Genomic DNA, 16,102 nt, shown 5'->3' on the forward strand with positions numbered 1-16,102 from the left:
ATAATAAATCATTTGAGGTTTCTGAACCCGCTTTTTTATGTTTATATTTAAGTGCAGAACAGAAAGAAAACCCTATGGTTTGGTGGAAAAAGACATTGATTGGAATTGGGATTCTTCTAGTCCTGGCCTTGATTTTAAATATTGGCCTGAACTATTGGATACGAAAGCAGCTGCCTGTTATTATCAACGAAAATAACAATTCGCCTTACCAGATTACCTACAAAACTCTCGAGGTTGCCTTGTTTGACGGAAATGCCACTGCTAAGGAAATTACCATCGTTCCGAAATCGTCTTTAAAGAAAACAGACGTCAAGGCCGGAATCTACACCACCATACAAAGTATAAAAGTAGAAGGAATCAGTGCCTGGTCAATTTTGTTTGGCAAAAAGATTGTTGCAGACAAGATCATCATCAACAAGCCTGAAATTATACTTTTTAAAGACAATGACAGGGCTTTAAACAATCCGAATAGTATTCGGGACAAAGTGGTTGCTCCGTTTAAAAATACCATCTCCGTATCTGATATTTATCTTTTAAATTCCAGCCTTCAGATCATTTCCACAACTGATAATAAAGCATCTTTGATTGTCCACAATTTGTCTATGCAACTTGATGGCATTTTGCTGGATGATACTACATTAAAAGAAAAAATCCCTTTTACCTATAAAAATTTCGAAATCGACTGTGATAGTATTTATTATCGTGCAAACGAGTTTTACCATCTGACGGCAAAACAAATACATAGTGATAAATCTGATTTAAAAATAGCCGATTTCCGCATGATTCCGGAATATGACCGCCATGAATTTGTCAAGAGGATTCCTAAAGAAAAAGATATTTATACCATCAATGCCAGTGAAATAAAAATAAACGATATGGACTGGGGATTTAAAGACAGTGTTTTTTATTTCAACAGTACCAATATCTTTTTTGAAAAGGTTTTTGCCAATATCTATCGTCCGAAAATGCCGCCAGATGATCTTTCAAAAAAACCTCTGTATAATAAACTTCTGCGCGACATCAAATTCCCTCTTCATGTGGACACGCTTGCCATTCGGGAATCTACTTTGGAATATGAAGAAGAAAAAACTTTTGAAAAAGGAGCCGGATTGCTTTCTTTTAATAAGTTCAACATGTTTGTAACTGATATCAATAGCGGCTATGGACATAAAAAACTTCCCGATGTAAAAATTACTGTCAATTGCAAGTTTATGAATGTTTCGCCAATGAAAGTAAACTGGCGTTTTAATGTGTTGGACGCATCAGACGGATTCAACATCAAAGGAACCATATTTCAGTTTCCTGCCGATAAGCTGAAGCCTTTTACAAAACCTTATATGAATGCCTCTGTTGAAGGAAAACTCAACGAAGTATATTTTAACTTCACTGGGAATGACACAAGATCCAAAGGAGATTTTGCCATTAAATATGACGATATAAAAGTCACTCTCTATCAGAAAAAAAATCCGGAGAAAAAGAACAAACTGCTTTCTGCCGTAGGTAACTTATTCGTAAAAAATGATTCTAACGAAAAAGTCGTGGAGGCAGAAGTCGAAGTCGAGAGAATCCAGGAAAAATCATTCTATAATTTCTTCTGGAGAAATATAGGCGAAGGACTGAAAAAGACTCTTTTATAGTTTTATTTTTTGCTATAATGCTTTGCGCCTTAGCGTCTTTGCGAGCAGTTATTTTCTCGCAAAGACGCTAAGGCACAAAGTTATTTGATGTAAATCAATAATTATTTTAAATCTTATTGACCTTCTGGCTTGGTTTCTTCAATAGCCTCTCCCGTCTTGCTGAACACCTTGATTTTAGGATTATCTTGTGTTCCGGCTACTACAACAGGAATACCGATTAATCCGAATGGCGGCAAGCCTACGCGTATTTTAAGGTTTAGCCTTCCATCAAAACTCGTTTCTCCTTGCAGTCGCAATCTGAAAAGAGCTACCTTCATTTTGGTCTGTTCGATTTTTATAATATTATTTTTAATCGTTGATTTGATGTCTACCTGACTTAAATCAGGATTGTCAATACTCTCAAAATCAGTCTTGCTGCTTAGCTGGTTAAATAGTTTCAATCCGTTGACTTTTACTTTGCTCAGCGAAACAACTCCTTTTCCTACCAACGTAGGATAAATCGGTTTCATTTCTTCATTTAACTGCCCTTTTACGCTATAATCCAAAGAAATAATACCTTCAGCCTTTTCAGCCGATGAAGCCAGTTTCCGGAACATTTCGATTTCGTTATACGCTTTTTTGACATTGAAGTTTTTAGCTACGAAGTGGATATCGAAATTTGCTTTTTTAGCATTGATGTCGTCGTAAAAACCATCAATCCCAACTCGACATCCAATAATTCCGAAACCTATTTTTTGGAAAAGTAACTTTCCTCTGTCTAAAGAAGTACTTCCGGTAACGTTATCCAAAACAAGTCCGTCGTATTCCAGCTTTTTCACATTCGCCAATAAGGATACTTTTAGGTTTTCCGGCAAGAGAATCACTCCCGTAGCTTCTGCAGTTTTAGAATCCGGAACAGATTTTTTCTCAATTTCTTTTCCTTTTTCAGCAATCGGTTCCTGAGCCATAAATTCATCGGCCGCAATATATCCTGAGTTTACCTCAAAATGACCTTTGAGTATTGCTTTTTTCTCAAAAAAGAAATTGATAGCATTTTCAAGACGGCCTTTCATCGCAAAATCAGATTTCCCATAATTGGCACTGAATTTATCAAAATTCAGCTTGTCCTGATGGAAAGTAAAAAGTCCTTCCTGAATAAAAAATGGTTTTGGAAACAGCTCTGATGTTGCTTTTATATCGCGTAACAGCAAGCTGCCTTTGTTGTTTAGTTTATTATATTGTCCGGTTGTTGCGTAGCTCTGTTTCCCTTTCAAAGACAGGTCTGCTTTTGCATAACCGCTAATGTCAATTCCTTTTTGCCTGAAAACTTTGTAGATTTTTGCAATATCAAGCGTTCCTTTTGCTTCTACATCATAATTGACATCGTCAAAATCAGACAAGATTGCTTTTACATAAATCGGGTTTTGCTCAAATACGAAAGAAGCAGGAGTCACATTGATTTTAAGGTCTTTATATTGTCCTGTTGTGTTTTTGACAGCTGCTACAAACTTAATATCAGTGATTGGATTTGGATAATATTCTGTTTTCAGGAAACCGTTTTGGAGATTAATTGTTCCATCTGTAATCGGGAAAAGTCTTTTCTCGCTATTGTATTGTCCTTTTGAATTGATGTCGGCCAAAAGCACACCTTTCAGTTCCAGATTGCCGATTCCCATTGCGCCAATTGCTTTGGCAAGATCCAACTTGGATTTTATATTGGCAGTCAGGTCAATGTTTTTTATCCCTTTTGAATTTATTTTCGCACTCAGGTAATCGTTTCCAACATTAAAATGCAACGTATCCAATTTTACTTCCAGTTCTTCTGTTTCTAATGAAGGTAATTTGGTATAAAATTTCAAGGAAATATTCGAGGTTTCGAATGGAGCATCTTTATAAGAAATATTCCCTTCTCTGATGTTCATTCCAAATGCCAGGTCTGGTTTTCTATTAAGCGAAGCATTATAATTTCCTTTAAAGGTAAGCAAGAGGTCTGTTTGTCCTTTTACTTTTGTCTTTTCCAGCCAGGTAACATATTTAGGTGGTAATGCTGTGAAAAGATCATTTAGCCTGCTGTCTTTGGATTCAATTTTTATGTCGATATCATAACCGTCTTTCAGGAAATTCATCTTTCCGATAAAACTTACCGGCAACTTATTAATCCGCAAATCATTTTGCTGAAAAACAAACGACAGCGAGTTCGTATTGATCTTGGTAATAAGATCGGCATCAATTTTTTTGTTTTCCAGGTATTTTTCGCCATCAAATGCAAAATCCAACGATTCTATTTTTGCTTCAGTATAGAGATCAAAAATCGATTTGTCGAGATTACCTTTCCCTAAATAATTAAATCCTTTGGCTTCCAGATTTACTTTTGCAGAAATATCGCGATATTTAAGCGCTACATTTCTGATATCGATTCTTTCAAGACGAATTGATGTTCCTGTAGTATCTTTTGAAGTTTCTTCTTTATCTGAAATATAAACGTTGTAATTAGCCTGTCCTTTTTCATTGACTTCGACATTAATCAGACCTTTAGAAACATATATTTCATCAATGTTTATGTTTCCGTCAAAAATCAGGTTTTTGAGGTTGATACCAAACGATACATCTTTTGCCGCTACCAGCGTATCATTTTTATAAGGAGCTGAACCTTTCAGCGAAAAGTCATTCAATGTCACTGTCAACGAAGGAAAGTGCTTAAAGAAAGACAGCTTCGATTCTGAAAAGCTCAATTCGCCATCCAGCTTTTTATTGGCAAATGCTTTTACCTGTTCTGCAATCCTCCCGGGAAAAAGCAGGGGCAAAAGAAACATCAGCAGCAGTATGCTTCCAATAGTTATCCCTGTTATTTTGAGGACTTTAACTCCTATTTTTTTAAACGACGTTTTCATACTACAAAAATACGGGTATCAAACTTCATTTCCTAACAAGAATTTTCCTGTTTCAAACAAAAATGCCTTTTCAATTTCTCGAAAAGGCATTTTTTAAAATCTAATTTTAAAACTAACTCAAAAATTTTATTGTTTCATCAGTTTTAGCGTAGACTCCTGTCCTTCAGAATCTAACACTTTTACAATGTACATTCCCTGATTCAGATTTTCTACTGAATATTGGTAGTCGTTGCTAAAATCTCCTTTGAATTCTTTTACCAACTGGCCGGTAATTGAATAAACGGAGACTTGTTTTGTATCCTTACTAATATTGAAAATTCCTTTAGCCGGATTTGGATACAAGGCTATAGCCGTTGTATTGAACTCATTTCTCTCCAACAATGCCTGCTTGTTTCCAAAAATCCTGAAACCGTCAACTTCAATAGGAATAATCATATTTGCATCTGTAACTGTTATTGGCGTACCGTCCATCAAATTATACCAGGTTCCTGTATATGGGAAACCTGCGGGAGCGTTATAAGCCGTGTTAGTAGCATTGGTTAATACAAAAACATAACTCAAATCTGCTGTTTGCGATGTGCTTGTCCAGATGTCCAGTCTTGGTCTTCCTGTTTGTGAAAAATTCCAGGCATGGGTTCCGTTTTCAAAAACATTCTCACGTTTTTTAAAATCGATCATTTTTGCCCAATCATCATATATTTTTTTTCTAGCAACATCTCCAAGCCAGTTATTTGTCCATTGCGGCTGTGGTTTTGTATCTAACTTACAGTCGCCGGAAATAGCATCTGACGGTGTATTAACGGTTCCGTTGCTACAAGTAAAGATAGAGCTGTTGTAACCTAAATCTCCAAAATGATAAATCATTTTTGGTCCAGGAACTAATAAATGCAAGGCTCCCATTGCCGACATTCTTGCCAATACTTTTGGAAGATTACCGTTAGTTTGTCCTGACTCGGTAAGCGCCTTATAGATTACTCTTTCTTCATCATGGCTTTCTGCATATCCAATAAATCGGTCAGTTGCATCAGCAACTCCTGTTAAATTGGTGCTATTTCCCTTTAAGAAATTAGCATAAGGATCGGTCATTTTTCTCCATTGCATGATTCCTTTAGAAATTCCGTCAGCATCACCTGTTTTTCTGTAATTTGCCCATTCTACTTCTTCATTATAAGAACCACCTGTTCCTAAATGTTCAAAAATTACATAGAAATTAGGATCAATTGTCCATTGCAAATCGGCATAGTATTTTAGCTTAGCCACACGATCTGCCTGATAATTATTGGTACATGCATCCTGTGCAGAGCCACTTCCTGTGTATGGGCAATTTTGTGTAAAACCTTTGGTTAAATCCCAACGGAAACCATCGATTTTAAAATCGTTCATCCAACGTTGTATTGTTCTTTGCACATAATAGCCGGTAAGATTATTTGGTTCGTTGAAATGGTTAAGATCTCTACCTACACTATAAGAGTGCATTGCATTTTGATTGCAGTATGGGTTTTCCGAAGTAACACCATTTGCCCAGCCATCGTTATCAGTATCGATCATCCACATTCTTTCTAATGGCGAGCGACCATAAACGTGGTTTAATGCTATGTCAAAAATAACAGCAATTCCATTCTGATGGCATAAATCGATAAATTCTTTCAGTTTGGCCTCTGTTCCGTATCTTTTGTCTAAAGCCAAATGATATACGGTATTATAGCCCCAGCTTTCATTACCTTCAAATTCCATAACCGGCATCAGCTGAATCGCATTTATTTTAAGATTTTTAAAATAATCTATACGGTCAATCAGATTCTGGTAAGTTCTGTTAGCATCAAAATCTCTTACGAGAACTTCATAAATTACCAGGTCTTTTTTGCTTGGCTTTACAAAGTTAGTTGTCGCCGCACTCCAGTTATAATTGTAAAATGCATTGGGTCCGGTTTGAAGTACTGATACTTCTCTTTCCTGACCTGCCGGATAAGCTGACAAATTAGGATAAACACCCAATGAAGCAATTTCCGGATCATCAAACGGGCTTAGAACCAATGTTGAGAACGGATCTGCTGTTTTAACTAAAGCAGGCGAATTAGCAGGAAGGTTAGTCTGATCGCCTACCCAATATTGGTAAGTATAAACAGTACCTGAGGTCAATCCTGATAATTCAATCCAAAATTTTCCTGTAGCCGGATCTTTTTTCATTGCATACGCTCCTGTAGGCTGCCAATTATTGAAACTTCCTGCAACGTATACAAAATCCTTATTTGGCACATTTAATACCAATGTTGCTTTTGTTGGGTCTGATGGATTATAATTGATACCGTCGCCCATTCCAGCTGGTAAAGCTCCACTAATACTACCCGGATTTACAATGACTGCAAAGTTTTTAGTAATTGTAGTTGTTCCCTGAGTCACTTCAAGCGAATAATTTTGGTTTGAGGTAATTCCTGTATGGATATAAGAATAGCTTGCAGTACTGGCATTCGTATTGATGGTCGAGCCGTTAGATTTTAAAACATAGCTTGCATTTCCACCTGTATTGTTAGCCGTTATAGTAAAGTTCGATCCGGAAGCAATCATTGTACTACTGTTTTGAGCAGGTGCTGTCAGGTTTACCTGAAAAGTCCCAACTCTGAGCAGAATATCCTGAGATTTCTTGTCTCCGTTTCCATTCTTTGCCTTAATCAAAAATCCTATTCTCCCGATTCCTGTTCTCGCATAAAAAGTAGTTGGAACAAAAGTTATCGAATAGGTATCATTAGCAGAATTATACGTCAGGCGGTTGGCTTCATTAGAGTTCCCCCAATCACCATTTGTAGGACAATCGGCATTATTTTGGTCATTCAGATCTAAAGACCATGCCCAAATATAAAGAGCATTGCCCGTAACTCCCCACGTAGCTTCATTAATGCTGCTTCCGTTAAAAGTCAGGGTAATGGATTGGTTCTCTTCGAAAGTCGTAGGAGCAACCGAATAAGTTACCGTTTGCTGCTGTGACCATGCATAGGAAGCAATCAATAAAAATAATAGTGTAATTTTTTTCATATAGTATTATTAAAAAAAGCTACCTGAAAATTCCGGTAGCTTTTTTATTGTTCAAATTATCTCGGGATAAAAATATAACGTCTGTCAAGATCATTAAACCAAACAGAGTATGTTCCTTCAGCAGCAACACCAATAAAGTCTCCTCCATTAATGCTTAGCTGACCTGAAACAGGTGTTCCTCCACCCCAGTTTCCTGGTGTATCCCAGCTATGATTAGCTCTAAATTTTAGTGCATTCTGAGTAATAACAATCTCATTTAATTTCCATAAATGAGGATTTGCAGTACTATTTGTCATATCAGTATCAGCATCCCAACCACCTGGCGTACCAGCACCAATAATTCCTACACTTCCAAAAACTGGCATAGTAGCAGGGTCATAGGTAAATGGCAGTAATGAATATGTCATTTCTTGAATATCGATTGTTAGCTCATAATATCCTGAAGATGGAACAGATATAGGACCTGGCTCATTGCTTCCATCAGCACCGCTTACTGCTAAGATTCCAGCTCCTGCTGAACCATATTGTGGGTGCCAGCTTCCAAGAGCCGACAAAATTTTTATTCCGTTTCCTCCTGTAAAATAACCCGTGTAATAAAATTTATATTGATTTCCAGGGTCTCTAAACAAAGGTGAATTTCCTGCATTATTGTTATATCCATATTCTGTAGCATCTCCAACAAGATATAAATTTTGTAAAGGAACAAAAGCCTGATATGGAGTTATTGTAATCGTAACAGGGTTGCTATAAGTTGGCTCAAAAGTGCCATTTACACTAGCTTTAACTCTAACTACATATTGTTTTTCTTCTAATGGGACACCTCCCAAAGCAATAGCCGCCGTATTTAAAGTTACAACTGAAACTGCCAGCTGATTTGCTCCAATTACAGAACCTAATGAACGTGGCTCTGCAAACTCGTCTACTCCATCAGCAACATCAAGCTGTACTTCATAGTTTATTGCAACACTTTGCCCAAAATTAGCGGAAGTCCAAACGAATCGTTCTGCCAAATTATTAGCACTCTCAATATTCAATACATAAGATCCTCCATCTGGCGCAATCAAAGCTGGCCCATCAATGGCTTTAATTACCGGTCTGTCTTCAACATCGTCTGAGCTACATGAAACAGCCAAGACTGCGAATAATGCAATTAATGATTTTGCTATATTTTTCATATCTATATGATTTTTTACTTTAATTAATAACCTGTGTTTTGTTGTAAAGTTGGGTTTGCAGCCTTTGCTCTATCCGGAATTGGGAACAATTTCAAATGATCTGAAATTGGCGCTCCGTTGACAGAGTTGCCTTTCCATTGCCATAAGTAAGAACCGCCGGTGAATTTTCCAAAACGGATCAAATCTTGACGTCTGTGGCATTCCCAGTATAATTCCCTGGATCTTTCAGCCAAGATAAAATCCAAGGTAAGATCTCCTTGAGATATAGTACCTGCATTTGCTCTGGTTCTTAAAGCATTTACATAAATTACCGCTTGCGAAAGTGAACCTTGTCCTCTTACAGCTAATTCAGCATACATCAAATAAGCATCAGCCAAACGGAATAATGGGAAATCTGTATCAACAAAAGCTCCTGAAGGATTTGAACCGTTAGATCCATCCGATTTTTTGTTAGTCCATTTAGTTATTCCATATCCTTGTGTTTCGTCAGCAATACTGGCAATATCTAAAGTTTGTCCGGTTGTATGGAACATTGCCCTGTTGTCAGAAGCTCCTGTTACATCTGCAAACTTGTTTACAAATTCTCTTCTGGTTCTTAATCCTTTCCAACCACCGTCAACTCCAAAATCGCTCGCGTTCATTGAACTTAAGATAGAAGCGTGTACTAAATAATTTGTTCCTCCACTGGTAGTATACTGACCATCAAAACGCACTGGGAAGATGAACTCATTCTGAGCACCATTCACATCGTTATCAGCCATAAACAAATATTTGTAAGGAACGTTTGCAATTTGATACGTTGAGTTTACAACAGCATCTAAAGCAGCGGCAGCTTCAGCATATTTTGGCTGATTGATGTATACCTCTGCATTTAAATACAGTTTTGCCAATAGCATTTTTGCTGCAATCTTGTCTACTCTTCCGTACTCATTTGTTCTTGATTCTTTCAAGTCGGCGTCGATAGCTATCAATTCATCTTTTATGTAGTTGAAAACATCGATTTTCTCTCTCTGTTGTGGAAAAAAGAATCCAACAGGATCATTTTCTGTAACAATTGGCACACGTCCGAACAAATCCATAGCATGATACAATGACAATGCTCTCAAAAATCTGGCTTCTGCTCTGTAGGACTTCATATCGCTCGAAATAGCCGGATCAACATTTCTGCTCCCTACTTTGTCAGGAGTAGATTGTCTTAAGAACTCATTCGCCAAACTTATCTGGTAAAAAGTTCTGGAATACATTACATAGATGAACTCATTATTGCTTGTCCATGTGTGTGTATTCATTGATGGTAAGTTACCATCTTGCCAGGCTATTACCGACTCATCTGTTGGTAACTGCTGCAATGTATAGAAGGCTCTCAAATATGGACTGAAGTCATTTCTGATTCCTTGCAAATCTTCACCACCATCTCCTTCTCCATTTCCTGCTTTTGCCAACCCAAGGTACAGCTTAGCCAGGAACATTCTATAAGCTTGAGGATTTTCGTAGAATTTTTCAGCTGTAAAGTCATCATCATCCTGTGGCATTACATCTAAATCGTCCGTACAAGAAACGCCTATTGCCATAATAATAAGCAACAGCAGCGCTTTCTTCCCTAGTATGTCTAACATTTTTTTCATTTTCATATTTTTTTTAAAAATCTATATTAAATCCTAGCATGAACATTCTTGGTCTTGGATAGATAGTCTTATCAATACCACCATAAATTTCAGGATCTATTCCGTCATAGTCCGTGATTGTAAATACGTTCTGAACGGCTCCATAAACTCTAAATTTGGATTTCTTAGTAGCAAAAGGATTTTGGATTGTGTATCCTAAGGTGATGTTATCCAATTTGAACCATGATGCATTTTGAATATAATAATCAGAGAAAAGTCTGTTGTTTCCTTCAAATTGGAAACCTGAATTCAAATAATCTGAATTGATGTTACTGATTACGTCATTGTAACGGATACCAGCCTGTAATACTCCTTTGTTAGAAGCAACGTTATTATACATATAGTTTCCTAAGCTGGCTCTCCAGGCAAATGAAAGATCAAATTGCTTGTAAGTCATATTGTTCATCATACCAAATGTATAATCTGCATTTGGCTTTTTGTATCTGTATTGATCAGCTGTCGAAATAATCCCGTCTTGGTTTCTGTCAACATACACGCCTTCAACTGGTTTTCCGTTTGCATCATACACCTGTTCGTATACATAAAATGCATTCGGGCTGTATCCAACAGAGTTGATCTGGATTTTGTTTCCACCACCACCGTCAATGTCACCTACAGGGTTGTCAGATGGAATATCTGTAATTTCCTGCTTATTAAAGGTCGCATTAAATGTTGTAGTCCAATTAAATCCTTCTCCGCGAAAGATATCATAGCTTACGCTGAATTCAACACCTTTAGACGTAAAGTTTCCAAAGTTTCTGAATCCCTGGTTAGACAAGTTTGCTCCATCAGGAAAAGGAACAATTGCTAACAAATCAGATGATTTTTTCTCATATAAATCCAAAGATCCTCTCAAACTGTTATTAAAAAAGCCATAATCGATACCAATGTTTCTGGTTTCTGTTTCTTCCCATTTCAGTCCTTTGTTATAACCTTCTGGTCTTCCTACTGGAACGAAAACATTTCCAAATTGGTATTGTGCCTGAGTTGTTCCTGTAGTATATCTTTCGATATAAGCAAAACCGTCATTAATATCCTGCTGTCCTGTAATACCCCATCCTAATCTTAATTTAAGGTCAGAAACAAAGCTTAGGTTTTTCATAAAGCTTTCTTGTGATATTTTCCATGCGAAAGCAGCTCCCGGGAAGTTACCCCATCTGTTTTCTTTAGAGAATCGAGAAGTACCGTCTCTTCTGTAGTTTAAGGTAAGTAAATACTTGTCATTATATCCTAAATTCATTCTTCCGAAGTAAGACTGCAAGTTTACAGTAGGTCTTGTAAATACGTCCGGTTGCGCATTCGGGTCGTAAACGTTTCCTGTAGAGAAACCTACCCATTTGAAATTCTGGTACGAATAACCTCCTGTAACATCCAAATTGAATTTTCCAATTTCCTTAGAATATACAAGGTATGCATCTAATAATTTGTTTTCCTTATTCTCATTAAAATAGCTAAAAGCTCCATAATTATGATAAGTACCTCCACTGTAACTTCCTGTTTGGAAACCAGCTGGGCTAAAAGGAGCTAATGTATTAGTTCCGTTACCGTCCTGCTTATCAAAACCAACATTTACTACGGCTCTGATGTCTTCAAAGAAATGCAGCTTATAGTCAACCTGGAAATTACCATACATTTTACGGTTGTCTGTAACATTTCTTCTTTGGTTCAATAGTGATACCGGGTTTTGTTGTGCTCCGGTAACAACCCTGTCTCCGTCTGGCTCAAGCCATTCGAAATAACCTCCAAAATAAGAAGCCGGATCATAAACAGACTGAGTTGGGTCAAAGCTCAAAGCATTACCTATAGCTCCTTCTTCTGCAAAACGGTTATCTTGCCAAGAAATATTAGCATTCAAGTTAATTTTCAAATGGTCATCAAAGAATGATGGGTTTAATGCCAAAGAAGTTGTTGTTCTTTTGAATTCTCCCGTCTTTAAAAGTCCAGGAATTTGAGTATAACCAATCGATAATCTGGCTGGCATTACTCCAAATAAGTTTCCTCTCATAGAAAGGTTATTATCAACCGACATGCTTGTCTGGAAAATTTGATCTTGCCAATCTGTTTTTGCGTTACCAAGCAAACCTATTTGTGTTGGCGATCCTACCTGATTTACTAATGCTCTGAATTGGTCAGCAGACAATACATCTACTTTTTTAGCCAGGGTATTTACGGTAGTTACAGAATTGAAACTAACCTGCATATCTCCCTGACTTCCTTTTTTAGTAGTAATGATGATGACACCATTAGAAGCTCTGGAACCGTAGATTGCCGTAGCAGAAGCATCTTTCAAGATAGAGAAAGATTCAATATCATTTGGGTTTATAGAAGCTAACACGCTTGTAGAACCTCCACTTGCTTCATTATCTAAAGGAAGACCGTCGATTACGATTAACGGATCATTTTTTGCATTCAAGGAAGATCCTCCACGAATCCTGATTGTAGATCCTGATCCTGGTGCTCCACTAGTTGTAATGTTCAAACCTGCTACTCTACCATTTAATAGGTTTTCTGCGGTCGCATTCATGCCTCGGTTAAAATCTTTTGAAGAAATTACCTCTACAGCTCCTGTAGCATCCTTCTTTTTTACAGATCCATATCCTACTACTACAACCTCATCCAATTGCGAAGCATCTTCTTGTAAAATAACACTTATAGTATTTTGTGAAGAATAGGTGATAGTGGTCGGTTTATAGCCCAAAAAAGTGAAGGAAATTACATCTCCCGATTTTACTCCGGAAAGTGAGAAATTTCCATCAAAATCGGTTGAGGATCCATTTGTGGTGCCTTGAACAGTCACACTGACTCCCGGTAAGGGCAATCCTGAAACCTCATCTCTGACATTTCCATTTAACGTGTTCTGTGCCAGCACACTAAACGGAAGCATCAGTAATAAAAGCAACAACTTTTTGTAAATTGTTTTCATACATTTTGTTTAGGTTAAAAATGAGTTTGTTTACCTTATATTTTTACTTCGAATGTTAAATCTATGTAAATATTTTAGAGAAAAAAATCGTTTTCGTAAAAGCACCAACCGAAAACGTTTGCGTGTTGAAAACTTTAGTAAATACGCAGATTTTTTACCCGAAAATCGCTATTAATAAAAATTAAATTTATCTTTATTCAGAAATATTTACCTGACATTAAATACTATGCGAAAAAAAGTCACGCTAAAACAAATTGCCAAAGAATTAGACGTATCGATTTCAACCGTTTCAAAATCACTAAGAGACAGTCCTGAAATTAGTGAAGATACGCGCCAAAAAGTGCAGGCTTTTGCCAAATTATATAACTACAGACCCAACCTGATTGCCTTAAGTTTAAAAAACAAAAAAACAAAAACAATTGGTGTTATCATTCCTGAAATCGTACACCACTTTTTTGCAACAGTTATTAGCGGAATTGAGCATGTAGCCAACGAACATGGCTACAATGTTATCGTAACGTTATCTGACGAATCTTTTGATAAGGAAGTCATCAACATGGAAATGCTTGCCAACGGAAGTATTGATGGATTTATCATGTCGCTTTCTAAAGAAACCCAACATAAAAAAGACTTCCACCATATTACTGAAGTTATTAATCAGGGAATGCCTGTCGTTATGTTTGACCGCGTGACAAATGATATTTTATGTGACAAGGTTATTATTGACGATAACCTGGCTGCCTATGAAGCGGTTCAGGATTTAATCGATAAAGGATTCAAAAAAATTGCACTGATTACTACCGTTGATTATGTCAGCGTTGGAAAACTACGCACAGACGGATACATCAAGGCACTGAAAACAAACAATATTGCCGTAGATCCTAAACTGATACTAAAAATCGAAGACATCGACATCTGCGAACATCAGATTGAAGAACTGGTCAATACTAATGAAATAGATGCTGTGTTTGCTGTAAACGAATTATTTGCCGTAACTGCAATTAAAGCGGCTAAGAAAATAAACCTTAAAGTTCCGGAAGATATATCGGTCATCGGATTTACGGATGGTATAATTTCTAAATATTCTTCGCCAAGCATCACCACGGTAAGCCAGAACGGAATAAAAATGGGCGGAAAAGCAGCCAAAATGCTTATTGAAAGATTAGAATCAGAACAGGAAGAAGACGAACATTACAAAACAGAAGTTATAGAAACTCACCTCGTGGTTCGAGAATCTACGCCAACGTTGTAGTTCAATTCAAAACCTTGAAAATCAAATATATAAAAATGGATTTTCCCATTTTTACCGAGTGTTAAATATTCAAATTTTAATTTCGGGTATAAAAAAATTATATATTTGTAACAATTATCAATGCTTATATTTTTACTTCGAACGAAAGATTAAGTCTTGATAAGCTGCTAACGCTTATCGTATATCAATCAACAAATTACGATAATGAAAAAGCGTAAATTAAGTTTTCTCGATATCTGGAACATGAGTTTTGGCTATCTGGGAATACAAATGGGATTTGCCTTGCAAAATGCAAATGCCAGTAGAATTCTGCAAATCTTCGGAGCCGACGTACACAGTCTGTCATGGTTTTGGATTGTTGCCCCATTAATGGGATTGATTGTCCAGCCAATTATAGGCCACTACAGCGACAGAACCTGGACACGTTTTGGCAGAAGAAAACCTTACTTTTTAATCGGATCAATTTTAGCGGCACTGGGATTAATATTCATGCCGCAATCTGCGATGCTGACTGCTTTTATGCCTGCTCTTTGGGTAGGTGCCGGAATGCTCATGATTATGGACGCCTCGTTTAATATTGCGATGGAACCTTTTAGAGCTTTAGTAGCCGACTTGCTTCCTGCCGATCAGAGAACCTTGGGTTTTAGCGTACAAACTGCTCTCATAGGATTTGGTGCTGTAATAGGTTCCTGGCTTCCTTATGCTTTAAGTAATTGGTTTGGCGTTTCTAGCGAAGCCGCACCTGGCGAGGTTCCTTACCACTTGATCTTATCCTTTATTATTGGCGCCGCCGTTTTGGTAGGAGCCGTATTATGGACCATTTCTACTACTAAAGAATATTCGCCGGAAGAACTGGAAGCATTCGATAAAGCAGAAGGAATTGTCCATGAGGAAGAAGAAAAAGCAAGCCTAATGAATATTTTCAAGGACTTCGAAAACATGCCTCAGACCATGAGACAGCTGGGTTGGGTACAATTCTTTTCCTGGTTTGCCTTATTCGGAATGTGGGTTTTTACAACTCCTGCCATAGCACACCACATCTATGGACTTCCGCTAGAAGACACACACAGCAAAACCTATCAGGAAGCTGGCGACTGGGTTGGAATCATCTTTGGAGTCTATAATGCCGTTTCAGCTGTCTTTGCTTTCTTTTTACCGGCAATTGCTAAAAAAATAGGTCGAAAATCTACACATGCTTTTTCATTAATCGTAGGAGGAATCGGGCTGATCTCAGTCTATTTTGCTCCAAGTCCTAATTGGTTAATTGTTTCGATGATTGGTGTTGGTATTGCTTGGGCGAGTATCCTTGCCATGCCTTATGCCATCCTTTCAGGTTCTATTCCTGCTAAAAAAATGGGAGTCTATATGGGAATTTTTAACTTCTTCATTGTAGTTCCCCAAATCATCAACGCCATCATTGGCGGACCTATCGTTAAATACATCTATGGCGGTAACCCTATCTATGCCATTGTAACCAGCGGAGTTGCTTTCCTTATCGCTTCCCTTTTTGTGATGCGAGTTAAAGATCAGGACGACACCGTAAAACAATAA

The 16,102-nt window shown here is 37.3% G+C and carries 8 protein-coding genes; 3 read left to right on the forward strand and 5 right to left on the reverse strand.

Features of this window, described 5'->3' with window-relative positions; translation table 11 throughout:
- Window positions 1–74 precede the first annotated feature (74 nt).
- Window positions 75–1,637, forward strand: coding sequence for a hypothetical protein (locus ABH942_RS06980; RefSeq protein ID WP_370030504.1), 1,563 nt, complete (start codon window positions 75–77; stop codon window positions 1,635–1,637).
- A 113-nt stretch (window positions 1,638–1,750) separates the two neighbouring features.
- On the opposite strand, the gene ABH942_RS06985 is transcribed toward ABH942_RS06980, so the two are convergent.
- From ABH942_RS06985 to ABH942_RS07005, 5 genes are all read right to left on the reverse strand, one after another.
- Window positions 1,751–4,507 carry an AsmA-like C-terminal region-containing protein gene (locus ABH942_RS06985; protein WP_370030505.1) on the reverse strand — a complete coding sequence of 919 codons (2,757 nt, stop codon included), beginning with the start codon at window positions 4,505–4,507 and terminating at the stop codon, window positions 1,751–1,753.
- A 126-nt stretch (window positions 4,508–4,633) separates the two neighbouring features.
- On the reverse strand, window positions 4,634–7,537 hold the full coding sequence (locus ABH942_RS06990; RefSeq protein WP_370030507.1) for an alpha-amylase family glycosyl hydrolase: 2,904 nt from the start codon (window positions 7,535–7,537) through the stop codon (window positions 4,634–4,636).
- 56 nt (window positions 7,538–7,593) lie between these two features.
- On the reverse strand, window positions 7,594–8,712 hold the full coding sequence (locus tag ABH942_RS06995) for a SusE domain-containing protein (protein ID WP_370030509.1): 1,119 nt from the start codon (window positions 8,710–8,712) through the stop codon (window positions 7,594–7,596).
- 23 nt (window positions 8,713–8,735) lie between these two features.
- Window positions 8,736–10,337 (reverse strand): RagB/SusD family nutrient uptake outer membrane protein, encoded by a 1,602-nt coding sequence (locus ABH942_RS07000; RefSeq protein ID WP_370030511.1) that lies wholly within the window; start codon window positions 10,335–10,337, stop codon window positions 8,736–8,738.
- A gap of 13 nt (window positions 10,338–10,350) precedes the next feature.
- Window positions 10,351–13,299, reverse strand: coding sequence for a SusC/RagA family TonB-linked outer membrane protein (locus tag ABH942_RS07005; RefSeq protein ID WP_370030513.1), 2,949 nt, complete (start codon window positions 13,297–13,299; stop codon window positions 10,351–10,353).
- 226 nt (window positions 13,300–13,525) lie between these two features.
- On the opposite strand from ABH942_RS07005, the gene ABH942_RS07010 reads away from it, so the two are divergent.
- The gene (locus tag ABH942_RS07010) at window positions 13,526–14,551 is read left to right on the forward strand and encodes a LacI family DNA-binding transcriptional regulator (protein ID WP_370030515.1); all 1,026 of its coding nucleotides are present in this window, start codon (window positions 13,526–13,528) and stop codon (window positions 14,549–14,551) included.
- 204 nt (window positions 14,552–14,755) lie between these two features.
- Window positions 14,756–16,102: an MFS transporter gene (locus ABH942_RS07015; RefSeq protein ID WP_370030517.1), complete on the forward strand. Its 1,347-nt coding sequence runs from the start codon at window positions 14,756–14,758 to the stop codon at window positions 16,100–16,102.

This window comes from Flavobacterium sp. 28YEA47A (genome assembly GCF_041262125.1).
GTDB lineage: Bacteria > Bacteroidota > Bacteroidia > Flavobacteriales > Flavobacteriaceae > Flavobacterium.